Source organism: Pseudomonas sp. H2_A10 (assembly GCF_054680085.1).
This window is the reverse complement of the sequence record NZ_CP162821.1, coordinates 2,147,705-2,171,060: the sequence shown is the minus strand read 5'-3', so window position 1 is coordinate 2,171,060 and position 23,356 is coordinate 2,147,705. Positions and strand designations below refer to the sequence as shown.

General features: G+C 62.2%; 18 protein-coding genes. 17 read left to right on the top strand and 1 reads right to left on the bottom strand.

Going from position 1 to position 23,356, the window contains the following annotated elements; genetic code table 11:
* Positions 1-128: 128 nt before the first annotated feature.
* The 6 genes from gcvH (at position 129) to AB4O23_RS09960 (ending at position 7,183) form a co-directional block, all read left to right on the top strand.
* Positions 129-512 (top strand): glycine cleavage system protein GcvH, encoded by a 384-nt coding sequence (gene gcvH, locus AB4O23_RS09985; RefSeq protein WP_065876960.1) that lies wholly within the window; start codon positions 129-131, stop codon positions 510-512.
* 10 nt (positions 513-522) lie between these two features.
* Positions 523-3,360: an aminomethyl-transferring glycine dehydrogenase gene (gcvP, locus tag AB4O23_RS09980; protein ID WP_223495941.1), complete on the top strand. Its 2,838-nt coding sequence runs from the start codon at positions 523-525 to the stop codon at positions 3,358-3,360.
* Between the two features lie 97 nt (positions 3,361-3,457).
* Positions 3,458-4,834, top strand: coding sequence for an L-serine ammonia-lyase (locus AB4O23_RS09975; protein ID WP_460063020.1), 1,377 nt, complete (start codon positions 3,458-3,460; stop codon positions 4,832-4,834).
* 39 nt (positions 4,835-4,873) lie between these two features.
* Positions 4,874-5,998, top strand: coding sequence for a glycine cleavage system aminomethyltransferase GcvT (gcvT, locus tag AB4O23_RS09970; RefSeq protein ID WP_137220230.1), 1,125 nt, complete (start codon positions 4,874-4,876; stop codon positions 5,996-5,998).
* Positions 5,999-6,386: 388 nt separating this feature from the next.
* Positions 6,387-6,599, top strand: coding sequence for a cold-shock protein (locus AB4O23_RS09965; RefSeq protein WP_003227496.1), 213 nt, complete (start codon positions 6,387-6,389; stop codon positions 6,597-6,599).
* A gap of 95 nt (positions 6,600-6,694) precedes the next feature.
* Positions 6,695-7,183: an RDD family protein gene (locus tag AB4O23_RS09960; RefSeq protein ID WP_460150464.1), complete on the top strand. Its 489-nt coding sequence runs from the start codon at positions 6,695-6,697 to the stop codon at positions 7,181-7,183.
* Positions 7,184-7,259: 76 nt separating this feature from the next.
* Here AB4O23_RS09960 and nadA read toward each other — a convergent pair whose 3' ends face one another.
* Positions 7,260-8,318, bottom strand: a complete 1,059-nt coding sequence (gene nadA / locus AB4O23_RS09955) for a quinolinate synthase NadA (protein ID WP_017529197.1) — start codon at positions 8,316-8,318, stop codon at positions 7,260-7,262.
* 324 nt (positions 8,319-8,642) lie between these two features.
* On the opposite strand from nadA, the gene AB4O23_RS09950 reads away from it, so the two are divergent.
* The 11 genes from AB4O23_RS09950 to AB4O23_RS09900 are packed head-to-tail and all read left to right on the top strand — an operon-like array spanning position 8,643 to position 23,286.
* The gene (locus tag AB4O23_RS09950; RefSeq protein ID WP_026067366.1) at positions 8,643-9,212 is read left to right on the top strand and encodes an acyl carrier protein; all 570 of its coding nucleotides are present in this window, start codon (positions 8,643-8,645) and stop codon (positions 9,210-9,212) included.
* 10 nt (positions 9,213-9,222) lie between these two features.
* Positions 9,223-10,497 carry a beta-ketoacyl-[acyl-carrier-protein] synthase family protein gene (locus AB4O23_RS09945; protein ID WP_017529199.1) on the top strand — a complete coding sequence of 425 codons (1,275 nt, stop codon included), beginning with the start codon at positions 9,223-9,225 and terminating at the stop codon, positions 10,495-10,497.
* Position 10,498: 1 nt separating this feature from the next.
* Positions 10,499-11,566 (top strand): beta-ketoacyl-[acyl-carrier-protein] synthase family protein, encoded by a 1,068-nt coding sequence (locus AB4O23_RS09940; protein WP_116079220.1) that lies wholly within the window; start codon positions 10,499-10,501, stop codon positions 11,564-11,566.
* Entirely contained in the window at positions 11,563-12,861 is a 1,299-nt protein-coding gene (locus AB4O23_RS09935) for a beta-ketoacyl-[acyl-carrier-protein] synthase family protein (RefSeq protein WP_135196407.1), read from the top strand. Before AB4O23_RS09940 ends, AB4O23_RS09935 begins: the two co-directional genes overlap by 4 nt.
* Entirely contained in the window at positions 12,858-14,069 is a 1,212-nt protein-coding gene (locus AB4O23_RS09930; RefSeq protein ID WP_460105881.1) for a beta-ketoacyl synthase N-terminal-like domain-containing protein, read from the top strand. Before AB4O23_RS09935 ends, AB4O23_RS09930 begins: the two co-directional genes overlap by 4 nt.
* 43 nt (positions 14,070-14,112) lie before the next feature.
* Positions 14,113-16,980: an aminotransferase class III-fold pyridoxal phosphate-dependent enzyme gene (locus tag AB4O23_RS09925; RefSeq protein ID WP_460063014.1), complete on the top strand. Its 2,868-nt coding sequence runs from the start codon at positions 14,113-14,115 to the stop codon at positions 16,978-16,980.
* A 9-nt stretch (positions 16,981-16,989) separates the two neighbouring features.
* Positions 16,990-17,727, top strand: coding sequence for a 3-oxoacyl-ACP reductase family protein (locus AB4O23_RS09920; RefSeq protein WP_017529204.1), 738 nt, complete (start codon positions 16,990-16,992; stop codon positions 17,725-17,727).
* On the top strand, positions 17,724-18,488 hold the full coding sequence (locus tag AB4O23_RS09915) for an SDR family NAD(P)-dependent oxidoreductase (protein WP_460063012.1): 765 nt from the start codon (positions 17,724-17,726) through the stop codon (positions 18,486-18,488). The genes AB4O23_RS09920 and AB4O23_RS09915 overlap by 4 nt, the downstream gene beginning before the upstream one ends.
* A 2-nt stretch (positions 18,489-18,490) precedes the next feature.
* The gene (locus AB4O23_RS09910; RefSeq protein WP_460063010.1) at positions 18,491-19,774 is read left to right on the top strand and encodes a DUF1302 family protein; all 1,284 of its coding nucleotides are present in this window, start codon (positions 18,491-18,493) and stop codon (positions 19,772-19,774) included.
* A 36-nt stretch (positions 19,775-19,810) separates the two neighbouring features.
* Entirely contained in the window at positions 19,811-20,641 is an 831-nt protein-coding gene (locus AB4O23_RS09905; protein WP_017529207.1) for an outer membrane lipoprotein-sorting protein, read from the top strand.
* Positions 20,642-20,676: 35 nt separating this feature from the next.
* Entirely contained in the window at positions 20,677-23,286 is a 2,610-nt protein-coding gene (locus AB4O23_RS09900) for an efflux RND transporter permease subunit (protein ID WP_017529208.1), read from the top strand.
* The last annotated feature ends 70 nt before the right edge of the window (positions 23,287-23,356 follow it).

The window sequence follows — 23,356 nt, the reverse complement described above, 5'->3', positions numbered from 1 at the left end:
AACCTCATAACCATTTTTATTAACTTCTTGAATTATAAGGAATTAATAACATTGGCCGCGATTTTGCTTAGCAACTCCTCATTATTCCAATCCCGCCCACCAGACGATTCTGGCCCTGAGGAGTTTCCATGAGCGAGTTGCGTTTCACTGAAGATCACGAATGGCTGCGCGCCGAAGCTGACGGCAGCGTTACCGTAGGCATTACCGCTTTTGCGCAGAACGCGCTGGGCGATGTGGTTTTCGTGCAACTGCCTGAGCTGCAGGTCTACGGCAAGGGCGCTGAAGCGTCCACCGTGGAGTCGGTCAAAGCCGCCAGCGGTGTATACATGCCGCTGGACGGCGAAGTACTGGAAGTGAACGACAAACTCGACGCCAGCCCGGAGCGGGTCAACGAAGACCCGATGGGCGAAGGCTGGTTCTTCCGTTTTAAACCGGCCGATGCCAGTGCAGTGGCTAAGCTGTTGGATCAGGATGCGTACGACCGCCTGATCAAAGCCAACGCTGAAGCCTGAGGAGCGCGCCATGAGTATTAATTTGAGCACCGCCAACGAATTCATCGCCCGCCACATCGGCCCGCGCCAGGCAGACGAGCAGCAGATGCTCGCAAGCCTGGGCTTTGATTCCCTCGAAGCCTTGAGCGCCAGCGTGATCCCGGAAAGCATCAAGGGCACCAGTGTGCTCGGCCTCGAAGACGGCCTGAGCGAAGCCCAGGCGCTGGCCAAGATCAAGGCTATCGCCAGCCAGAACCAACTGTTCAAGACCTACATCGGGCAGGGCTACTACAACTGCCACACACCGTCGCCGATCCTGCGCAACCTACTGGAAAACCCGGCCTGGTACACCGCCTACACCCCCTACCAGCCGGAGATTTCCCAAGGCCGCCTGGAAGCGCTGCTGAACTTCCAGACCCTGATCAGCGACCTCACCGGCCTGCCGATCGCCAACGCATCCTTGCTCGATGAAGCCACCGCCGCCGCCGAGGCCATGACCTTCTGCAAGCGCCTGAGCAAGAACAAAAGCAGCAACGCGTTCTTCGCCTCCGTACACAGCCACCCGCAAACCCTCGATGTGCTGCGCACGCGTGCCGAGCCGCTGGGCATCGATGTAGTGGTGGGCGATGAGCGCGAGTTGAGCGACGTGAGCGCCTTTTTCGGCGCCCTGCTGCAATACCCGGCGAGCAACGGTGACGTGTTCGACTACCGCGAGCTGACCGAACGCTTCCACGCCGCCAACGCCCTGGTGGCCGTGGCCGCCGACCTGCTGGCCCTGACCCTGCTGACCCCACCGGGTGAGTTCGGCGCCGACGTGGCCATCGGCAGCGCGCAACGCTTCGGCGTGCCGCTGGGCTTTGGTGGCCCGCACGCGGCGTACTTCTCCACCAAGGATGCGTTCAAGCGCGACATGCCGGGCCGCCTGGTCGGTGTGTCCGTCGACCGTTTCGGCAAGCCGGCCCTGCGCCTGGCCATGCAGACCCGCGAGCAACATATCCGCCGCGAGAAAGCCACCAGCAACATCTGCACCGCCCAAGTGCTGCTCGCCAATATCGCCAGCATGTACGCCGTGTATCACGGGCCTGAAGGCTTGACCCAGATCGCCCAGCGTATTCATCAGCTGACGGCAATCCTGGCGAAGGGCTTGACCGCCCTGGGCCTGAAGGTCGAACAAGCACACTTCTTCGACACCCTCACCCTCAACACCGGCGCCCACACCGCGGCCCTGCACGACAAGGCCCGCGCCCAGCGCATCAACCTGCGTGTGGTGGATGCCGAGCGTGTCGGCCTGTCGGTGGACGAAACCACCACCCAGGCCGATATCGAAACCCTGTGGGCGATCTTCGCCGACGGCAAGGCCCTGCCGGTTTTCGCCCACACTGAAAGCACCTTGCCGGCCGCGCTGCTGCGCCAGTCGCCGATCCTCAGCCACCCGGTGTTCAACCGCTACCACTCGGAAACCGAGCTGATGCGCTACCTGCGCAAGCTGGCGGACAAAGACCTGGCGCTGGACCGCACCATGATCCCGCTGGGCTCCTGCACCATGAAGCTCAACGCCGCCAGCGAAATGATCCCGGTGACCTGGGCCGAATTCGGTGCCCTGCACCCGTTCGCCCCCGCCGAGCAAAGCGCCGGTTACCAGCAACTGACCTCCGACCTGGAAGCCATGCTCTGCGCGGCCACCGGTTACGACGCGATCTCCCTGCAGCCGAACGCCGGTTCCCAGGGTGAATACGCCGGCCTGCTGGCCATTCGTGCCTATCACCACAGCCGTGGCGAAGAACGTCGCGACATCTGCCTGATCCCATCGTCGGCCCACGGCACCAACCCGGCCACCGCCAACATGGCCGGCATGCGTGTGGTGGTGACCGCATGCGACGCGCGTGGCAACGTCGACATCGAAGACCTGCGCGCCAAGGCCATCGAGCATCGCGAACACCTCGCCGCGCTGATGATCACCTATCCGTCCACCCACGGCGTGTTCGAGGAAGGCATCCGCGAGATCTGCGCGATCATCCACGACCACGGCGGCCAGGTGTACATCGATGGCGCCAACATGAACGCGATGGTCGGCCTCTGCGCACCGGGCAAGTTCGGCGGCGATGTATCCCACCTCAACCTGCACAAGACCTTCTGCATTCCCCACGGCGGTGGCGGCCCGGGCGTTGGCCCGATCGGCGTCAAGTCGCATCTGGCGCCGTTCCTGCCAGGCCATGCGGCCATGCAACGCAAGGAGGGCGCGGTGTGCGCCGCACCGTTCGGCAGCGCGAGCATTTTGCCGATCACCTGGATGTACATCAGCATGATGGGCGGCGCGGGCCTCAAGCGCGCTTCGCAGTTGGCGATCCTGAATGCCAACTACATTTCCCGTCGCCTCGAAGAGCACTACCCGGTGCTTTACACCGGCAGCAACGGCCTGGTGGCGCATGAATGCATCCTCGACCTGCGCCCGCTCAAGGACAGCAGCGGCATCAGCGTGGATGACGTGGCCAAGCGCCTGATCGACTTCGGCTTCCACGCACCGACCATGTCGTTCCCGGTGGCGGGCACGCTGATGATCGAGCCGACCGAAAGTGAGTCCAAGGAAGAACTGGACCGCTTCTGCGACGCAATGGTCGCCATTCGCGAAGAGATCCGCGCGGTGGAAAACGGCACCCTGGACAAGGACGACAACCCACTAAAGAACGCGCCGCATACCGCCGCCGAACTGGTAGGCGAATGGAGCCACCCGTACAGCCGTGAGCAAGCGGTGTACCCGGTTGCGTCGCTGGTCGAAGGCAAGTACTGGCCGCCGGTGGGCCGGGTCGACAACGTGTTCGGCGATCGCAACCTCGTCTGCGCATGCCCATCGATCGAGAGCTACGCCTAACTCAAGGGTCAACTCGATCAAATGTGGGAGGGGGCTTGCCCCCTCCCACACTTGACCGAGTACGATCTCAAAAATAATAAGAAACCGGAGAACAACCATGTCGTTAAGCGTGTTCGACCTGTTCAAGATTGGCATCGGCCCCTCCAGTTCCCACACCGTCGGCCCTATGCGCGCCGCCGCTCGTTTTGTCGAGGGCCTCAAGCGCGACAACCTGTTGAGCGCCACCACCGGCATCAAGATGGAACTCTACGGGTCGCTGGGCGCCACCGGCAAAGGCCACGGCAGCGACAAGGCCGTGCTGCTCGGCCTGGAAGGCGAACACCCGGACACCGTAAACACTGAAACCGTCGCCGCGCGCCTCCTGGCGATGCGCAGCAGCGGCCGCTTGAACCTGCTCGGCGAACACAGCATTGCGTTCAACGAGAAAGAACACCTGGCGATGATCCGCAAACCCCTCGCCTACCACCCCAACGGCATGATTTTCCGTGCCTTCGATGGCGCGGGTATCCAGGTCCGCAGCCGCGAGTACTACTCGGTCGGCGGTGGGTTTGTGGTCGACGAAGACGCCGCCGGCGCCGACCGGATTGTCGAGGACGCCACGCCCCTGACCTTCCCGTTCAAGCACGCCAAAGACTTGCTCGGCCATTGCACTACTTACGGGCTGTCCATCAGCCAGGTGATGCTGACCAACGAAAGTGCGTGGCGCCCGGAAGCGCAAACCCGTAGCGGCCTGTTGAACATCTGGCAAGTCATGCAGGACTGCGTAGATGCGGGCTGCCGCAATGAAGGGATCTTGCCGGGGGGCTTGAAGGTCAAGCGGCGCGCGGCGGCCCTGCATCGCCAGTTATGCAAGAACCCGGAGTCGGCGCTGCGCGATCCATTATCGGTGCTCGACTGGGTCAACCTGTACGCCCTGGCCGTCAACGAAGAAAACGCCAACGGCGGCCGCGTGGTCACGGCGCCTACCAACGGTGCGGCGGGAATCATCCCGGCGGTACTGCATTACTACATGCGCTTTATCCCAGGTGCGAACGAAGACGGCGTGGTGCGTTTCCTGCTCACCGCCGCCGCCATCGGTATTTTGTACAAGGAAAACGCCTCGATCTCGGGTGCCGAAGTCGGCTGCCAGGGCGAAGTCGGCGTGGCCTGTTCCATGGCCGCGGGCGCCTTGTGCGAGGTGTTGGGCGGCAGCGTGTCCCAAGTGGAAAACGCCGCCGAAATCGGCATGGAACACAACCTGGGCCTGACCTGCGACCCGATAGGCGGGCTGGTGCAGGTGCCCTGCATCGAGCGCAACGCGATGGGTTCGGTCAAGGCGATCAATGCAGTGCGCATGGCCTTGCGCGGGGATGGGCAGCACTTCGTATCCCTCGACAAGGTCATCCGCACCATGCGCCAGACCGGCGCCGATATGAAAAGCAAATACAAGGAAACCGCCCGTGGCGGTTTGGCGGTCAACATTATCGAGTGCTGACGCCTCAAGGCGCGCCGGCACGTTTTTCAGGAGCTGAACATGTCCACCGAAACCCTGTTGAAAACCCCCTTGCACGCTCTGCACCTCGAGTTGGGCGCACGCATGGTGCCCTTCGCCGGCTACGACATGCCGGTGCAGTACCCGCTGGGCGTGATGAAGGAACACCAACACACCCGTGACCAGGCCGGGTTGTTCGACGTGTCCCACATGGGCCAGATCCGCCTGACCGGCGCCAACGCCGCCAAAGCCTTGGAAACCCTGGTGCCTGTCGACATTCTCGACCTGCCGGTGGGCATGCAGCGCTACGCCATGTTCACCAACGAACAAGGCGGCATCCTCGATGACCTGATGGTCGCCAACCTGGGTAACGATGAGCTGTTCCTGGTGGTCAACGCCGCCTGCAAGGATCAGGACCTGGCACACCTGCGCAAGCACATTGGCGACCAATGCACCATCGAGCCGCTGTTCGAAGAGCGCGCGCTGCTGGCCCTGCAAGGCCCGTTGGCGGTGAAGGTGCTGGCGCGCCTGGCGCCGGAGGTCAGCAAGATGACGTTCATGCAGTTCGCCGCGTTGCGTCTGCTGGGCGTGGACTGCTACGTGAGCCGCTCGGGTTACACCGGCGAAGACGGTTTTGAGATCTCCGTGCCTGCCGCCAGCGCCGAAAGCCTGGCCCGCAGCCTGCTGGCCGAGACCGAAGTACAGGCCATCGGCCTGGGCGCCCGCGACTCGCTGCGCCTTGAAGCTGGCCTGTGCCTGTACGGCCACGACATGAACACCGACACCACGCCGATCGAAGCCAGCCTGTTGTGGGCAATCTCCAAGGCGCGCCGTGCCGACGGGGCGCGTGCCGGCGGTTTCCCTGGCGCCGACCGGATCTTCACCCAGCAGCAAGCCGGCGTCGGCCGCAAGCGCGTGGGCCTGCTGCCGCAAGAGCGCACGCCCGTGCGGGAGGGCGCGGAAATCGTCGACGAACATGGCACGGTGATCGGCAGCGTGTGCAGCGGCGGCTTTGGTCCGAGCCTGGGCGGCCCGCTTGCCATGGGCTACCTGGACAGCGCATTCACCGCCTTGGATACCGAAGTCGCTGCGTTGGTGCGTGGGAAAAAGGTGCCTCTTCGTGTAAGTAAAATGCCATTCGTGCCGCAACGTTACTTCCGTGGCTGACTGTTCCTATAAGTAACGCGGTTGCGTTAACGTGCACTAATCTGTAACGCAACCGCCATAAAACAGTGCAGTAGCGATAGTCATTGTTATAGGGTTTTCCCTATAACAAGTGACTAACTCTATCGAATAAGTCCGTTCCATATTATTCAACCCAGTCTCATGAAACCGAGCAAAACCTGGGGTTTGGCGGGGCTTGTTTTTTTCATATTAGTTGGCGTAGAGTTTGCCCACTGTGTTTGCATGGGTCGCTTGGAACCTGGACCTGGGCAGTAGCTGAAGTAGTTGCGCTACAACCCGTTCGACGTCTCTTACTTTCCTGCAACCCAGCCCAGTACTCTTTCATGTGAAAGGGGCTGTCATTAATTTTAGTGTCAAAGGAAAGAAGACAATGTCTACACGTCAGAGCGGTACCGTTAAATGGTTCAACGACGAGAAAGGGTTTGGTTTTATCACGCCAGAAAGCGGTCCGGATCTGTTCGTGCATTTCCGCGCTATCCAGGGCAACGGTTTCAAGAGCCTGAAAGAAGGCCAGAAAGTGACCTTCGTTGCCGTGCAAGGCCAAAAAGGCATGCAGGCTGACGAAGTACAAGCGGAAGCCTGATCTCTACCTGCGACAAAAAGCCCCTGATATGACATCAGGGGCTTTTTTATGGGCGCGATTCCGTAAACTGCGTGTTTTCTCCAGAGAGCCCTGCCATGTCCAAACCCCTGCTGAGCCCCCAAGGCGAATTTCCCGCCGCTGGCCTGGGCCGTCGCCTGGCAGCGATGTTCTATGATTTGCTGCTGTGCACCGCACTGCTGATCGTCACCGCGTTTATCTACAAGCTGGTATGGATCGCGTTCGTCGGCGAAGCCAGGATGCGCACCCTCACCGAGTCCGGCGCCTTGGACGGCGATCCGCTGCTGTCGACGATTCTGTTGTTCGTGCTGTTTGGCTTCTTCGCCAAGTTCTGGACCCACTCGGGTCAGACCTTGGGCATGCAGGTGTGGGGGGTACGCGTGCAGAACGCCGACGGCTCACGCATCAGCCTGTGGCAGGCACTGTTGCGCTTTGTGGTGTCGATTGCGTCGTGGCTGTGCGTGGGGTTGGGGTTTATCTGGTCGCTGTTTGATAAGCACAAACGCAGCTGGCATGACATCTATTCGGACACGCAACTGGTGCGCGTCCCAAAGCAAAAGAAGTAACCCCTGCCCAATGGAAATCAACCGGTGGGAGGGGGCTTGCACCCCTGCCCACCGGTTTGACCGAGCCCGTCTCGGCTCAGGCGTTGCCGGCCAGCTTCAGACGTGCGGCCTGGGTAAAGTCCAGCATGCGCTTGAGCGGCCGCACGGCATGCGGGATCACCGACGGTTCGACGAAGATCTCATTGCTGCCCTCACGCAGGCACTGCAACGTGCGCTCCAGCGTGTTCATCGCCATCCACGGGCAATGCGCGCAACTGCGGCACGCAGCACCGTTGCCCGCCGTAGGCGCTTCCACGAAAACCTTGTCCGGGCAGAGCTGCTGCATCTTGTAGAAGATGCCGCGGTCGGTCGCCACGATGAAGGTCTTGTTCGGTAAGCGTTGCGCCGCAGCGATCAACTGGCTGGTGGAGCCCACCGCATCGGCGAGCTCGATCACCGAGGTCGGGGATTCGGGATGCACCAGAATGGCCGCATCCGGGTACAGCGCCTTCATGTCTTCCAACTGCTTGGACTTGAACTCTTCGTGCACGATGCACGCACCGTCCCACAGCAACATGTCGGCACCGGTCTGGCGCTGGATATAAGTGCCCAGGTGTTTGTCCGGGCCCCAGATGATGGTCTCGCCGTTGTCCATCAGGCTTTCGACGATTTCCAGCGCGCAGCTGGAGGTCACCACCCAGTCGGCCCGGGCTTTGACCGCAGCCGAGGTGTTGGCGTAGACCACCACGGTGCGCTCGGGATGCTGGTCGCAGAATGCCGAAAACTCATCCACCGGGCAGCCCAGGTCCAGCGAGCACGTGGCTTCCAGAGTGGGCATGAGGATGCGTTTGTCGGGTGTGAGGATCTTGGCGGTCTCACCCATGAAACGCACGCCGGCGACCAGTACGGTCTTGGCCGGGTGGGCGGCGCCGAAGCGGGCCATTTCCAGGGAGTCGGAGACACAGCCGCCGGTTTCTTCGGCCAGGGCCTGAATCACCGGGTCGCAATAGAAGTGGGCCACCAGCACCGCGTCCTGAGCCTTGAGCTCGGCGGCGATGGCGGCGCGCAGGCTCGCCTCTTCGTCGGCGCTGAGGGCCTTGGGCTGCTTGGCGTCGAGATGGGCTTGAACCAGTAGGCGTTCGGAAATGTGCGTCATATTCGCAAGACCTGCAGGCGCAGTTGCGCGAAAGTCGAGTTTACCACCGGCTCTGGAGCCCTTCGGGCGCCGCCGGACGAAGTGATCGTGTTCATCAAGCACGGGTAAAGGTGAAGCTGCGCAAGGCTACAGAATATCGAATGGATTCAAAAGCCTAATCTGGCCATGACACCTGCGCCTGCTCAGCAAAAAAAAATAATGGCACATTGACTCTCCCCCTCGCAGGAGGGTTTACGCTCCCCCGCCTTCAAAAACACCTCAAGCAAATCCCGTCAGGGTCACTGCTCACACCCCTCTCATTTACGCGTTATAGGGACATAACCTTTGAACAATCCATTGGACTTGGACAGCGTCATTACCACCACCCGCGAAATCCTCGCACAGCTACTGGTGATGGATGCCGCCGATGTAAATGAGCACAGCAGCATCGTGGAAGACCTGAGTGCCGACTCGCTGGATATCGTCGACCTGAGTTTTCAGCTCGGCCGCCACTACGGCTGCACGCTGCCCAAGACCAGCGTACTCGACCATGCGGTCGCGGTGTTTGGCGATGTCAGCGGGCTGGTCGAGAAAGGCCGCATCACGCAGGCCGGCGTGGAGCTTCTGGAACACAGCCTGAGCGCGTTTACCCCCGGACAGTTGCGCAGCGGCATGCAGCCGGCGGATGTGTTCGCGGCCACGACCGTGCGCAACTGGGCCGAGCAGTGCTACCGCATGTTCAACTACTTGCCCGCGACCTGCCCCGAGTGTGCCGCCGACCAGGCCCGTCTCAATGAGCGTAGCCAAGTCGTGTGTTGCGGTTGCAGTGCGCGCTTGACGCCGATGGAGGGCGATGAAATTTCTCGCCACCTGGTGGAGCAATTTGCCGCGTCGCGTTTGCCGCAAGCGGTCTAGGAGTTTGCTCATGGGGCCGCGAGAGGTTTTAGTCACGGGCTACGGGCTGGTAGCCCCCACGGCACTGGATGCTGCAACGCTGTTTGCACACATCCGTGGCAAGCGTTCGTGTATCCGTCAACATCCGGTGTTTGCCGAACTGGGCTTCGCGGTGAGCGCCGCCGGTTATATCGACCACGCGCAGTGGCAGGCCATGGCCGCGCAGGTGGCGGTGGATGCAACAACGCTACCGCGCCAGAGCCTGCTCGCCGAGTTCGTCGCCCGGCAGGCGCTGCAGCAGGCAGGCCTGGTTGCCGCCGATTTTTCCCGCGTGGCCAGCGGCGTGTTCCTCGGCGCCAACAAGCATTGCGTGAGCCGTGACCTGCAAGAAGCCAGTCGCCATATGGACGCCACCGGCAGCGTCGACCTGGATCGCTACCTGGACAACCACACCCTGGTGGGTGGCCCATTCGCTCGGCGGATCGACCAGCAGACGGTCCACATCGCCCGCCTGCTCGGCATTCGCGACCATATCAGCACCCACTCCGACGCCTGCGCGGCCGGAACCATGGCGATCGGCAGCGCGTTTCGCGCCATCGCGCGCGGCGACATCGACGTGGCCATCTGCGGCGCCGTCGAGTTGATGGCCCACGAATTGTCCTACTACAGCTTCGACGGCCTGGGTGCGATTTGCCAGCGTGCCGACCTCGCACCCGAGCAACAGAGTCGCCCGTTCATGAATGACCGCTGCGGGTTCGTCCTCGGCGAAGGCGCGGCGATGCTCGTGCTCGAGTCCAGGGAACATGCCGAACGACGCAAGGCCCGCGCCCTCGGCCGGGTCTTGGGCTACGCCAATTATTGCGAAGCACAGAAGATCACCTCCAGCAGCCGCGATGGCAGCCACTACGCCCACTGCATGAACGCCGCCCTTGCCAGTGCCGGCCTGAGCCGCGACGCCGTGGACCACGTCAATACCCATGGCACCTCGACCCAGGCGAACGATCGCAGTGAAGCACTGGCCATCGAGCGTGTGTTCGGCGCGGCCGCAAGCACGATGACGTTTACCGCCAACAAATCGGCGATTGGCCACTCGCTGGCGGCCAGCGGCGCCATCGAGGCGGTGTTGTCATTGATGACCCTGCAGCAAGGCGTGGCGTTGCCCACCCTTAACTATGACCCGGCAAATGCCGAGTTCCCTGAGTTGAACTTCCTGACCGAAGCACAGCAACAGCCCATCAAGGTGGTGCTGTCCAATTCGTTCGGTTTTGGTGGCGTCAACAGTTCGCTGGTGTTGGGAAACGCATGAGATGAACAGCCTTCAAGCAAAACCCGTCTACCTGGTCGCCGCATCCGTGTTCAACAGCGCCGGTAGTGAGTGCGCCGACTTACATGGCTCGGCGCCGGTCGCCCACGTGTTGGATTTCCCCCCAGGCCCGTTGGCCTATCCAGTGACCGTACCGCGTTTGCCGACCACGGTGTTCGACCGCAAGATTCAACGCAATGTCGAACCGCAGGGCGCCAGGCTGCTGTATTGCGCCGGTCGTATGGCCGGCCCGCTGAATAACTTGCACCTCGCCGGCGAGCGGGTTGCGCTGATGGCCGCCATTCCGGAAGTGGATGGCCCCAGCTCCTGTTGGGAGGCCGTGCAGGCCATCGCCGAACAACCGGATGCGCTGCTCGCGCAACTGTTTGCGCATACCCCGCCGCTGCATGCGCTGATGATGCTCAACAGCAGCGTCATGGCCTACGTGGCCGAAGCCCTGCATTGCCACGGCCCCATGGGCGGTTTCTGCTCACAGAGCAATGCCGGGATCGATGCGCTGATCGAAGCGGTTGAACAGATCGCCGGTGATCGTGCCGATGCGGCTGTCGTGGTCAGCAGTAGCCCGAACCTCTCGCCTGCGCTGTATCTGCGCGACAGCACACAAAGCCCGCCTCAGGCAGACGCGAGCCTTTACGGCGAAGGCGCGGCAGCGCTGTTGCTGACCTCGCGCCCACCGGCAAACGGCACACATGCATTGCGCATTGCCGGGTTCGCCCGTGGCTACAGCGCCTCGCCCGAACGGTCGAGCGCCGTGGCGCAGCGAGTCGTCCAGCAAACATTAGCCAGGGAAAAACTCGGCATGCGCGACGTCGCACGGATTGTCGCCGCGCCAGGTACGCCGTTCCTGCCTCTTCTGTTCGCAGACACCCAGGCGATTTTCCACAGCAGCCGGCATATGACTGGCGACTTGGGGGCCAGCGCCTTGCTGACCGAAATCGCCCTGGCGCTTCACGATCACGCCGATGGCTACACCCTGCTGCTCGATCACAGCCGCGCAGGCCATTGGGGCGCCGTATTACTGGCCAACGAAACCACGGAGAAACAGGCATGAGCCCACCAAGGATTGTGATAACCGGCATGGGTGCCGTGACCGGCTTCGGTTTCGAATGGCAATCGATGTGGGCGCAGATGCTGCGCGGGGAGCACTGCATCCGCCCCTGGCAACCCGAAGGCGTGGCGGACGGGACGTTCCCGGTACGCTATGCGGCCGCCGTGGACAGCCGCCTGCTGCCCGACTACCTGCAAGGCCATCGCGCCTGGCAAATGCCCCTGGAAAAACGCAGCCGATTGGGTTGGGTGGCGGCCAGCCAAGCCATTACCGACAGTGGCCTGACCCGCGAGCAACTGCGCGATGCCGCGGTACTGTGTGCGTCGGGCGCCCCGGCCCACAGCATCCAGGACATGCTGCTCACCGTCTCCAGCGAGCGGGATGCGCCACCGGCGTGGCGCCATTTGATGGCCAGGGTCGACCAGGTCGATGCCGACCACTCGCTGCGCCAGAGCAACGACCGCCTGGCGCGGGTGATTGCCGATGACATCGGTTGCGAAGGCCCGGTGGTCAATATCAGCAGCGCCTGCGCGGGGGCCTCCCAGGCCATCGGCAATGCCTTCCAGATGATCCGCCGGGGTGAAGTCGAGGTCGCTATCGCCGGCGGCGCCGATTCGGTGCTGAGCCTGGACACCATGACCGCGCTGTACCTGTTGGGTGCCGCGAGCAGCGAACAACGCTGGGGCACCGGGCTTTGCCGGCCATTTGATCGCCACCGTAGCGGCCTGGTGGCCGGCGAAGGCGGCGGCTTTGTAGTGCTCGAACCCCTGGAGCGCGCCCTCGCCCGTGGCGCCGTGCCCTATGCCGAAGTGCTGGGTTTTGGCAGCAGCCTGGACGGCTACAAAGTCACTGCGCCCGACCCGCAGGGCCGGGGCGCCGCCCTCGCGATGCAGACCGCCCTGGACGACGCCGGCATCCGCCCGCAACAGGTGGACCTGATCAATGCCCACGGCACCTCCACCCCGCTCAACGATGCGGCCGAAACCCTCGCCATCAAGTCAGTGTTCGCCCAAGGCGAGCACTATCGACGGCTGGCGGTCAGCGCCAACAAATCCCAGTTCGGCCACTTGATCGCAGCCGCCGGCGCGCCCGAGTTGATCGTCACAGCACTGGCCTGCAAGCACGACCGGATTACCCCGACCCTCAACCTGCACGATGCCGCCGACGACTGCGACCTGGATTACTGCGCCCATCAAACGGTGAACCGCCGCGTCGATGTGGCACTGAGCAACTCATTCGGTTTTGGCGGGCTCAATACCTGCCTGGTGCTGGGTAAATACCAGGAGCACGCACAATGAGCGGCGTACCCATCGCGATCGCCGGCAGCGGCTGCGTACTGGCCAGCGGTTGGGGCGTGGATGCGTTCTGGTCGGCGGCCTGCGAGTCGCGCAGCGGGATCAAGCCGCTGCGCTCGTTGCAGTTTCACAGTGAACGGGTCACAGCCTTCGGCCAGGTCCACTATGACGACCACCAACGCAGCCGTCAGGACCTTGCCCAAAACCTGCAACGTTACTGCACGCCCGCCGTCATCTGGGGCGTCAGCGCGGTACGCCAGGCATTGGCCGAGGCCAATCTGAACCCAGGCACCGACGACCTGACCTACGGTCTTTATTGCTGCCAGGGCGGGTATACCCATCCGTCGCTGGCGTCCTACGGCGAGTTGCTCCACGACTGTCGTCAAGCCGAAGGCGCCGACATGCGCCACCTGGCCCGACGCATCTTGCAGGAGCGGGCGCAGGACCCGTTCCTGGTGCTCAAAGGCCTGAGCAACATTCTGTTGGGCGTGACCAGCCTGGCGCTCAAGCTTGAATGCGAATGCAACGCCTACATGCAGGGCGTCAGCGGCAACCTCGCGGCATTGCGTGAGGCCTGCGCCGCCTTGCAGAGCGGGCGCATCGACGTGGCCATCATCGTCGGCGCGGGCAGCGAACTCGATGCATTGGCACTCAGCGCTCTGGTGCAGGTCGGCACGATCAGCGCCGACGGCGCCCACACCCTGCTGCCTTTCGATGCGCAAGGCACTGGCGGTATCGCCGGCGAAGGCGCGGCGGCCTTGGTGTTGCGCCGGCGCGTAGAGCTTGGCGATGAAGCCCAGGTATGCCTGCAAACAATGACCGCCGATGTGGCGGTCGAAGCGTTGAACCTGCCTGACCGGCAAGCCGATTTGCTGGTGTGCGGCGCTACCGGCCAGCCCGACAAAGACCGGCGGTTGAGCCACACCCTGGCCCGAACCGGCGCCGCCCACATTACCAGCGGCGTGGCGGTAACCGGCCTGCTCAGCGCGGCCCCCAGCCTGGCGGACCTGATCCTCGCCCGCTGCGCCCTGCGCGCCCAGTGCGTGCCGCCGATTGCCGGGTTGCGCCAACCGGTGGCCGCGGACCTGCCCTTTGCGATGGGGGCCGCCCATTCGACAAAACTCGTCGACTGCCTGGTCCTCAACCAGGACGACAACGGTTTCAGTGCTTGTTACCACTTGACCTACAGCGAGCGGGCCGACAACGCCTGACGTTCTTGTACGACACCCTCCTCTTTTAAAGGACATGGATGTAATGGATTACCGTGATTTTGTGCGCCCCAAGTTTGTCGACTTGCTCCAGGCCCTGGGGCTGGAGTGCGAGTTCCAGCGCGCGCTGGGCAGCCAATTGTTCTACCGCAACCGCCAGGGTGACGAAGTCACCGTCACCGATTTTCTCGGCGGCTATGGCGCCGCCTTGTTCGGCCACAACGACCCAGGGTTTGTCGACCAACTCTGCACGTTGCTGCGCGCCGACGTGCCGTTTAACGCGCAGATGTCGATCCGCGGCACGGCCGGAACCTTGGGGCGTGCGCTGAGCGAAGCCTTCAACCGCGAATTGAAGAACAGCGAAGCGTACATTTCGACTTTTTCCAACAGCGGCGCCGAGGCGGTGGAAATTGCCGTCAAGCATGCCGAGTTTCGCCGCCAGAAAAACCTGCAACGCCGGTTCGACGAACTGGACTTCGACCTGGCGCAACTGAGCGCCAGCGACCGCGCCTACCGTGAAGTGGACGTGGCCGACCTCGACCTGCCGGCGGGCCTGCTGCCCGCCCACCTGACCAGCGCCACGGTACGCCAGGTGGTTGAGGCCGTGCGCCAGCACAACCTCGCCGAGTTGCACATAGAGCCGGTGTTCGTCGCGTTGCGCGGCAGCTTCCACGGTAAGTTGGTCAACACGGTGCAACTGACGCATGGCCGGCAATATCGCCAGCCGTTCGCGCGCTTTGGCTTGAACGTGGAGTTCATCGACCCGCAGCAGCCCCACCAACTCCAGGAACTGCCGGCGCGCCACACCCGACATTGGCTGAGCGTGCAATGGAGCGCAGACCAACTGCTGGTCAAGCGCGATGCATTCAGCGCGATCACCGGCGTGCTGATGGAGCCGATCCAGGGGGAAGGCGGCATCATCGAGTTCCCGGCTGATTTTTACCGGGCGTTGCGCCGCCTGTGTAACGAGCAGCAATGCCCGCTGATCATCGACGAAGTGCAGTCGGGTTTCGGGCGTACGGGCACCTTCCTGGCCAGCAGTCATTTCAACCTGCAAGGCGATTGCTACTGCCTGTCCAAGGCGCTGGGCGGCGGCTTGATGAAGATCGCGGCCACGGTGATCCGCAGCAGCCACTATGAAAAAGACTTCAGCTATATCCACAGCTCGACCTTCGCCGAAGACGACGCCTCGTGCCATATCGCCCTGGCGGCGCTCAATCGCCTGTTCGCCGATGACCATGCGATGCTCAAGGACGTGCACAACAAGGGCGAATACCTCAAGTCGTCATTGCTTGAATTGCAAGCGGCGTACCCCGAGGTCATCGCCGATGTCCGGGGCCGTGGCCTGTTGCTGGGCATTGAACTGCACGACCAAAGCGGCAACAGCTCACTGGTGCAGGCATCGGCCCAGTACAACGATGCGTTGGGTTACCTGATCGCCGGCTACCTGTTGCAGTTCCAAGCCCTGCGCGTGGCGCCTTCGGGCAGCAACTCCAATGTGATCCGCCTGGAACCGCCCGCATGCATCACCTTTGCGGAGATCGACGGGCTGATCGGCGCGTTGCAAACAGTCTGCGACATGCTGCAACGCGGGGACGCCTTCCCGCTGGTCGCCACCGTCTGCAGTGACTTGATCCCGGTGATCGCCCCGCGTGACACCGGATTCCAGGTCGCCGCCGCTGCCCATGCCACGCAGGACACGCCTATCGTCGCGCGCGTGGCCTTTATCAACCACTTGATCGATGCCGACATTCTCGGTGATGTCGACCCGTCCTTGAGCCAACTGAGCGCCGAGCAAAAGCGCGTGTTCATGCAACGCACCGCACCGGAGCGCCGTGCCGCGCCCGTGGGCCCCGTGGTGATTCGCTCGCAGTTGGGCATGGCGGTGGAGTTCACCTTGTACCCGCTGAGCATGGACTCCAATGCCATGGCGGACTACATCATCAGCGGCGACCTGGAGGTGATTCGCACAGAAGTCGGCAATCGCGTCCTCGACGCCCGCGCCGACGGCTACCGCGTCGCCGGCTTGGGAATGTACACCTCCATCGTGACTAACAATTGCCAGGCCCTGAAAATCCCGGACATGGCGCTCACCTCCGGCAACGCCCTGACCATCGGCATGGGCCTGGAGGCCATCGAGCAAGGTTGCAAGCAACAGGGCCTGGCGCTGCATGCGCAAACGGCAGCCGTGGTAGGTGCGGCCGGTAACGTGGCGTCGACCTACGCCTCTTTGCTGTCCGTCGCCGTCGACCATTTGATCCTGATTGGCAGCGGTCGTGATGGCTCGGTACGCCGCCTGGAAAAAACCGCCCAACTGATCTACGCCGACGCTGCGCGCTCGATACTCAAGGGCACGGCCAACGACGACCTGCTGGCGCGGCGCCTGCTCCAGATCGACGGTATCCGTGCATTGCTGCAGGAATACGGCAGCAGCCCGCAGTTGGGGTTGCAGGTCTCGCGCCTGGTGCAGGAGCGCCTGGGCGCCAACGCCTTCATCACCGTTACCGATGACCTGCAAGCCCTCAAGCGCGCACGCATCGTGCTGTGTGCGGCAAACGCGGCGCAGCCGTTTCTCGACGCCGGGCATTTTGCCGAACACAGCGTGATCTGCGACATCGCCGTGCCCTTGAACGTGGACCAAGCGATAAGCGCCCAGCGCAGCGACGTGCTGTACATGCATGGCGGCATTGTGCAGACGCCTTTCAACGATGGCCTGGCGCCGAATGTGCGGGCCTATCTGAAACAGGGCCAGTTGTATGCCTGCATGGCCGAGTCGGTGCTGATGGGGCTGGCGGGGATCACCAAGCATTACTCCTACGGCGACATCAGCCGCGAACAAGTGCAGCAGATCCGCGCCCTGGCGGCGATCCACGGTTTTGGCCTGGCGCAGTTCAAGACCCACAACTCACTCTAAGGAACGGCCATGAACCTCAAAACAGCGGTAGTCACCGGAGGCAGTCGCGGCATCGGCAAAGCGGTCGTCCTGGCACTGGCCGAGGCCGGTTACCAGGTTGCCTTCAGCTATGTGCGTGACGAAGCGGCGGCTCAGGCGGTGCGCGATGACGTCGAAAAGATGGGCCGCGCGTGTTTCACGGCGCAGTGCGATGTCGGCGACGCCCACAGCATCACGGCTTTTTTCGCACAGGTTGAACAGCGCTTCGAGCGCATAGACCTGCTGGTCAACAACGCTGGGATTACCCGCGATGGTCTGTTGGCGACACTCTCGGTCGAGGCGATCAGTGAAGTGATCCAGACCAACCTGATAGGCACCCTGCTCTGCTGCCGGCAGGTGATGCCCGGCATGATGCGCCAGCGCCAGGGTTGCATCATCAACTTGAGCTCGGTAGCCGCGCAAAAACCTGGCAAGGGTCAAAGCAGCTACGCCGCCGCCAAAGGCGGCGTGGAGGCGCTGACTCGCGCCCTGGCGGTGGAACTGGCGCCGCGCAATATCCGCGTCAACGCGGTAGCGCCGGGTATCGTCAGCACCGACATGACCGCCGCCTTGCTCGACCTCCACGCGCAAGAAGTGCAATCACGCCTGTTGATCAAGCGTTTTGCCTTGCCGGCTGACATCGCCGAGGCCGTGCTGTACCTGGCCGAACGCGCAACGTATGTGACCGGTGAAGTACTGTCGGTCAACGGCGGGCTGAAAATGCCATGAATGCATCTCGAACGTTTTTGATTTCCGGCGCCGCCAACGGTATCGGTCGCGCGGTGGCGGAGCACTTCGCCAACGACCCGGCCCATCGCCTGATCCTGGTGGATCGTGACCTGGCGCAGTTGCAAAGCTGGGTGGGCGCCGGGGCGTTTGCCGCAAGCATCGAAACCCATGGCGTCGATATCGCCGACCTGGCCTGCGTGCAGGCTTTGTTCAACGACCTGTCGGCACGCCTGGATTACATCGACGTGCTGGTCAACAGCGCCGGCGTGTGCAACGAGAATGAACCGGAGGACCTGGATAACTGGCACAAGGTGATTTCGGTCAATCTGAACGGCACCTTTTATGTCACCTCGTTGTGCCTGCCGCTGCTGGCGGATCGCGGGCGAATCATCAATTTGTCGTCGATCCTGGGCCGCATCGGCAAGGTTCGCAACACCGCTTACTGTGCCTCCAAGCACGGCATTATCGGCATGACCAAGGCACTGGCGTTGGACCTGGCGCCGCGCCGGATCACCGTGAACGCCATTTTACCGGCCTGGATCGATACGCCGATGCTGCAAGGCGAGCTGGCGACGCAAGCCGGCATTACCGGGATGAGCCAGGAGCAGATCCTGCGCAATGCCAAGAAAAAGCTGCCATTGCGCCGTTTCATCCAAGCCGACGAAGTCGCCGCCATGGTGGGTTACCTGGTCAGCCCCGCAGCCAGCGGGGTCACGGCGCAGAGCCTGATGATCGATGGCGGCGCCGGGTTGGGGATGTAGCCATGAACACAGCATTGCTCACGCGCAGCCTGCTGCTGGGCCTGGTCGCGCTGGCGCCGCAACTGGCCGGCGCGGACCTGCTGCCGGCGCATGCCGATGCGGAAGTGGGCCTGGCCAGCGCATTGCGCTTGCACGGTGATGACCCGGTCACGCAGAAGGCGGTGTATTTCAAGGCCAATCTGGAAGACAACTGGGACAGCGGTTACTACAAGGCCAAGGGCCGGGTTCGCTACGACGCACGCTATGACGGGCATAACCCCTATAGCCAGGCGGCACGCGAGGACTATCGCTTCAGTGCCGACTGGCGCCACCTGTACTGGGGCCATTACCTGGGTGACGGTGAGGTCACGGTGGGCTGGCAGCAAGTGGTGTGGGGGCGCGCCGATGAGTTGCGGGTGCTGGACCAGGTCAACCCCATCGACTATCGCGAAGGGGTGACGGCCTTGCTCGAAGACAGCCGCATCGCCGTGCCGATGGTGCGCCTGACCCAACCCGTGGGCGAGTGGGAAGTGGAAGCCTTGTGGATCACCGACTTCCTGAAAAACCAGGCGCCGGCCACGGGCAGCGAATTCGACGCGCCGCTATTCGCCGCACCGGCCCCGGACACGTTCGTGGTCGGCTCAAAGCCCGACTACAGCGGGCAGAAGGGGTTTTCGTATGGGTTGAGCGCCAACGGCCGGATCGGCGCGGTAGACGCCAGTTTTGTCGCCCTCAATGCACGCCAGCAAGACCCGGTGTATGCGGTCGAGGGCATCGCCGACGACCAGCGCGTGATCCTCGAGCGCCAGTTCCCTCGCTACAGCATGGGCGGCGCCGGCCTGGCGATCGACGCCGGCCACAGTATCGTGGTGCGCAGCGAGGTGGCTTACTTCGATCGCTGGCACGTCACCAACCCCTACCGCGCCCAGGGCAGCAGCCAGAGCCCGATGATCAAGTCGTTGCTGGGGGTGGACTACCTGCTGCGCAACTGGCTGATCTCGGTGCAATGGCAAGAGCAGCAATTGCTGGACTGGCAGGCCGGCATGGTGCAGGACAAACGCCAGCCGTTGTTCACCTTGTCCGCCGAGGGCACCCACCTGCGTGACCGGCTCAAATCCAGGCTGGTGCTGGCAATGTCCCCGCCGGCCAAAGACGACGCCTTGCTGCAAGGCATTTTCACCTACACCCCCGTGGACTGGCTGAAGCTGGGGCTGGAGGTGGATGTGTTTTTTGGCAAACAAGACCACACGTTTGGCCAATACAGCCAACGCGACCAACTGCGCGTGTCGGCCGGTTATTTGTTCTGACCTTCGATAAAACCACTTAAAGAAAAGGAAATTTCTATGTTGCCGCCCCTCAAGGTCCTGACCACCAGCCTGCTGATGTTCACCAGCACGCTTGCGCTGGCCGCGCCGAACGCCGACGACATCATTCGCCAGGCCCGCGACCGCAATGACGGCAAGAGTTTTATGTCGCAGGTCTCGTTGATCCTGCTCGACAAGCAAGGCAACAGCCGTGTGCGCGAGTTCAGCTACCTGCAAAAGGATTACGCGGACAGTGACAAATTCACCATGTACTTCTCGGCGCCCAACGATGTGCGCAACGTGGCCTTCCACATCGAAAACCCCCACGAAGCCCTGAATGCCGAAGACAGCCAGTGGATGTATTTGCCGGTCAGCCGTCAGACCCGCCGGATCTCGACCACCGACAAGCGCGGCGCGTTTATGGGCAGTGATTACTCCTACGCAGACCTGGACAAGATCCGCGCCGAGGACTACCGCCAGACGCTGGTGGGCGAAGAGACCCTGGGCGGGCGCGAATGCTACGTCATCGAACGCACCCCGGTGTCCGCGCAGATTCTGGCCAAGACCGGCTACAACCAGCTCAAGGTGTGGATCGACAAGCAGAACAAGCTGGTCATGCGCCAGGATTTCTTCGACGTCAAAGGCGTGATGTTCAAGCAGATGCGTACGCTCAGAGTCGAGACCGTCGACCACATCGACAGCATCACCCTCAGCGAGACCGAAGACTTCATCGCCGGCACCCGCTCCCAGCTGCGCTTCAACCAGTTGCAATACAACGTTGAACTGGACGACTGGCTGTTCAACCAGACCGCGATCAAGCGCGGCCTCAAAACCGGTGACCTGCCGGAATTTGCCGTCTCCGCCCGCTGACTCCTGCGCCTGCCTTTCGTGGAACCGATTGAACTATGGAACGATACCTGAACTTCGTTGAGCGCTATGCGCGAACGATTGTGTTTGTGCTGGTGGCGATCACGGCCTACTTCACCTATGCCCTCGGCTCGCTGATGTCGGACACCAACCCCTACCTGCTCAAGGAAAGCCACCCCGCACGCAAAACCATCATCGAACTGCAACGCGAGTTCACAGGCACCTATGACTCGGTCATGGTCGCCCAGAATAATGCGCACAGCGTCTTTAACACGCAGTCGCTCAACGCCCAGTTCGAAATATCCCAAGCCCTGCGACGGCTGATGCTGGCCAACGCCGATGACGAAGTCGAGTTGCGCCGCATTGTCGGCCAGCACGAGAACGACAGTCGTGCCCAACTGCTGGCCACCGATATCCTCGGCAACGGCTTCAGCCAAAACGATTATGCCCAGGCCAAAGCCTTGCGCGACCACGCGCGCAGCCAGGGCTGGGAGGCGCGCGACCTACAGTTTCTGACCTTTCTGGCCGAACGCATCAACCCGATCCAGGAAATGGCCTCGATGGCCGACCTGGAAAACATCAGCCTGAGCGCTGACGGCGAACTGTGGATCCACAAGACTCTGCACGGCCTGGACATGGACCCGCAGGCCGTCGAAGCGCAGATCATGGGCAACGAACAAATGGTCGGCGGGGTGGTGTCCCCGGACAAGAAAGTCGCGGTAGTGGTGGCCGAGCTGGGCACCAAGCAAGACGACGCCCAGGCGCAACTGCGGGCCTACCAACAGGTTCGCCAGATTGTCGCCGACTACCAGAGCCAAAACCCGCAATTCACCGATGAGGTGTTTATTGCCGGCACCCCCATTTTCATTGCCGCCCAACAAGAGATCATCGATCACGACCTGGCGTTGCTGTTTCCTATCGTGTTCCTGCTCGTGACCTCGATGCTGGTGTTTTTCTTCCGCAAGCCCCTGGGCGTGTTCCTGCCGCTGTTCAATATTCTGTTCTGCACGATTTGGACGCTGGGGCTGATGGCATTGCTGAAAGTGCCCATCGACCTGCTCACCAGTGTGCTGCCGGTGTTCTTGTTCACGATTTGCTGCGCCGACGCGATCCATGTGATGGCTGAGTATTACGAGCAACTCAACGCCGGCAAGACGTACCGCGAGGCCAACCGCGAGACCATGCGCCGCATGGTGGTGCCCGTGGTGTTGACCACGGTGACCACCATCGCCACGTTTATGATCTCTACGACCAACAACATCGTCAGCATCCGCAATTTCGGCATCTTCATGTCCATCGGGCTGACGGCCGCGTTGATCATCTCGCTGCTCTTGATTCCAGCGTGGATCTCCATCTGGGGCAAAGACCAGCCGCTGCGTAAAACCGTACACAAAGAGTCGATTATCTCGCGCTACCTGGTGGCTTTTTGCGCGCGCCTGATCCGCTGGCGCAAGCCGGTGCTCGTCGTGAGCCTGCCGTTGCTGGCACTGATGACGGTATTTACCTTCATGGTCGATATCGAGGACTCAGGTATCGCCTATTTCAAGAAAGACAGCCCGGTGCGCGTTTCCGATGAGTTCATCAACCGTTCCCGGATCGCGGGCACTTCCCCTGGCTGGATCGCCTTCGACACCAACACCCCGCGCGGCGCGCTGACCACCGAGACGGTACAGTTCCTCGACAAACTCGACCACTTTCTCAAGTCTCAGCCGAACGTCAGCTACACCTATTCAGTGGCGGCTTACGTCAAGCGCATGAACCTCGTGCTCAATGACATGAACCCCGCGTACCTGCGCGTGCCGCAGGCCATGGAGCAGGTGACATCCGTCAACGATGAAGGGCAAACGGAAACCTTTGAGGTCGACGGTAACTCGCTGATCGAGCAGCACATCATGATGTTCGAGAACGGCGGCGGCTCCGACTTGCAGAACGTGCTTAACGCCGATTACTCCAAAGCCTTGACGCTCTATACCATGACCTCCTCGGTGGCCAGCGACTACAAGGACCTGCTGGACCGCCTGGACGCCTGGCTGTTGGTAAACAAACCGGCCAACCTGCAGGTCACCCATGCCGGCACACCCAAAATCTGGACCGGCATCCTGGCGGAGATCACCCAGGGCCAGGTGCTGAGCTTCTCGCTCGCGCTGCTGGTGGTCACGCTGATGATGATGTTCTGGCTCAAGTCAGTGCGGCTGGGGATCCTGGGCATGCTGACGCTGCTGACCACTTCGGTGACGGTGTATGGCTGTATGTACCTGTTGAACATCGAGCTGAACATCGGCACCACGCTGGTCACGTTCCTGGTGGTGGGCGTCGTGGATTACGCCGTACATCTGCTGTCGCGCATCAAGCTGCTGGTGCAGCAAGGTATCCACGTGGACGAGGCAATTCTGACGGCCATGCACAGTGTCGGGCGCTCGACGGTGGTCAACGTGGTGATTTTCTCGGTGGGTTTTCTGGCGCTGCTGTTTTCCGCGTACAAGCCCGTGATTGATCTGGGAACATTGGTGGCGCTGGCGCTGTTCTCCAGCGGGGTCATGACCATCTTGTTAGTGACGCTGATATCGCCCTGGTTCTTTGCAGCGATCGTGCCCGAGCAACCGGCAACTGAACGTGAACATCCAGCACACGAGGGCGCCCTGGGCTAGGTGCTGAAACGGGCGACGCCGGCAATAACCATTCAGTAACCATGGGTTGCCGGCGTTTGCGAACCGCGTG

Bases quoted from the DNA above. Each gene is read 5' to 3' on its own strand.
- gcvH (WP_065876960.1), top strand. From the start codon at position 129: ATGAGCGAGTTGCGTTTCACTGAAGATCACGAATGGCTGCGCGCCGAA.
- gcvP (WP_223495941.1), top strand. From the start codon at position 523: ATGAGTATTAATTTGAGCACCGCCAACGAATTCATCGCCCGCCACATC.
- AB4O23_RS09975 (WP_460063020.1), top strand. From the start codon at position 3,458: ATGTCGTTAAGCGTGTTCGACCTGTTCAAGATTGGCATCGGCCCCTCC.
- gcvT (WP_137220230.1), top strand. From the start codon at position 4,874: ATGTCCACCGAAACCCTGTTGAAAACCCCCTTGCACGCTCTGCACCTC.
- AB4O23_RS09965 (WP_003227496.1), top strand. From the start codon at position 6,387: ATGTCTACACGTCAGAGCGGTACCGTTAAATGGTTCAACGACGAGAAA.
- AB4O23_RS09960 (WP_460150464.1), top strand. From the start codon at position 6,695: ATGTCCAAACCCCTGCTGAGCCCCCAAGGCGAATTTCCCGCCGCTGGC.
- nadA (WP_017529197.1), bottom strand. From the start codon at position 8,318: ATGACGCACATTTCCGAACGCCTACTGGTTCAAGCCCATCTCGACGCC.
- AB4O23_RS09945 (WP_017529199.1), top strand. From the start codon at position 9,223: ATGGGGCCGCGAGAGGTTTTAGTCACGGGCTACGGGCTGGTAGCCCCC.
- AB4O23_RS09940 (WP_116079220.1), top strand. From the start codon at position 10,499: ATGAACAGCCTTCAAGCAAAACCCGTCTACCTGGTCGCCGCATCCGTG.
- AB4O23_RS09935 (WP_135196407.1), top strand. From the start codon at position 11,563: ATGAGCCCACCAAGGATTGTGATAACCGGCATGGGTGCCGTGACCGGC.
- AB4O23_RS09930 (WP_460105881.1), top strand. From the start codon at position 12,858: ATGAGCGGCGTACCCATCGCGATCGCCGGCAGCGGCTGCGTACTGGCC.
- AB4O23_RS09925 (WP_460063014.1), top strand. From the start codon at position 14,113: ATGGATTACCGTGATTTTGTGCGCCCCAAGTTTGTCGACTTGCTCCAG.
- AB4O23_RS09920 (WP_017529204.1), top strand. From the start codon at position 16,990: ATGAACCTCAAAACAGCGGTAGTCACCGGAGGCAGTCGCGGCATCGGC.
- AB4O23_RS09915 (WP_460063012.1), top strand. From the start codon at position 17,724: ATGAATGCATCTCGAACGTTTTTGATTTCCGGCGCCGCCAACGGTATC.
- AB4O23_RS09910 (WP_460063010.1), top strand. From the start codon at position 18,491: ATGAACACAGCATTGCTCACGCGCAGCCTGCTGCTGGGCCTGGTCGCG.
- AB4O23_RS09905 (WP_017529207.1), top strand. From the start codon at position 19,811: ATGTTGCCGCCCCTCAAGGTCCTGACCACCAGCCTGCTGATGTTCACC.
- AB4O23_RS09900 (WP_017529208.1), top strand. From the start codon at position 20,677: ATGGAACGATACCTGAACTTCGTTGAGCGCTATGCGCGAACGATTGTG.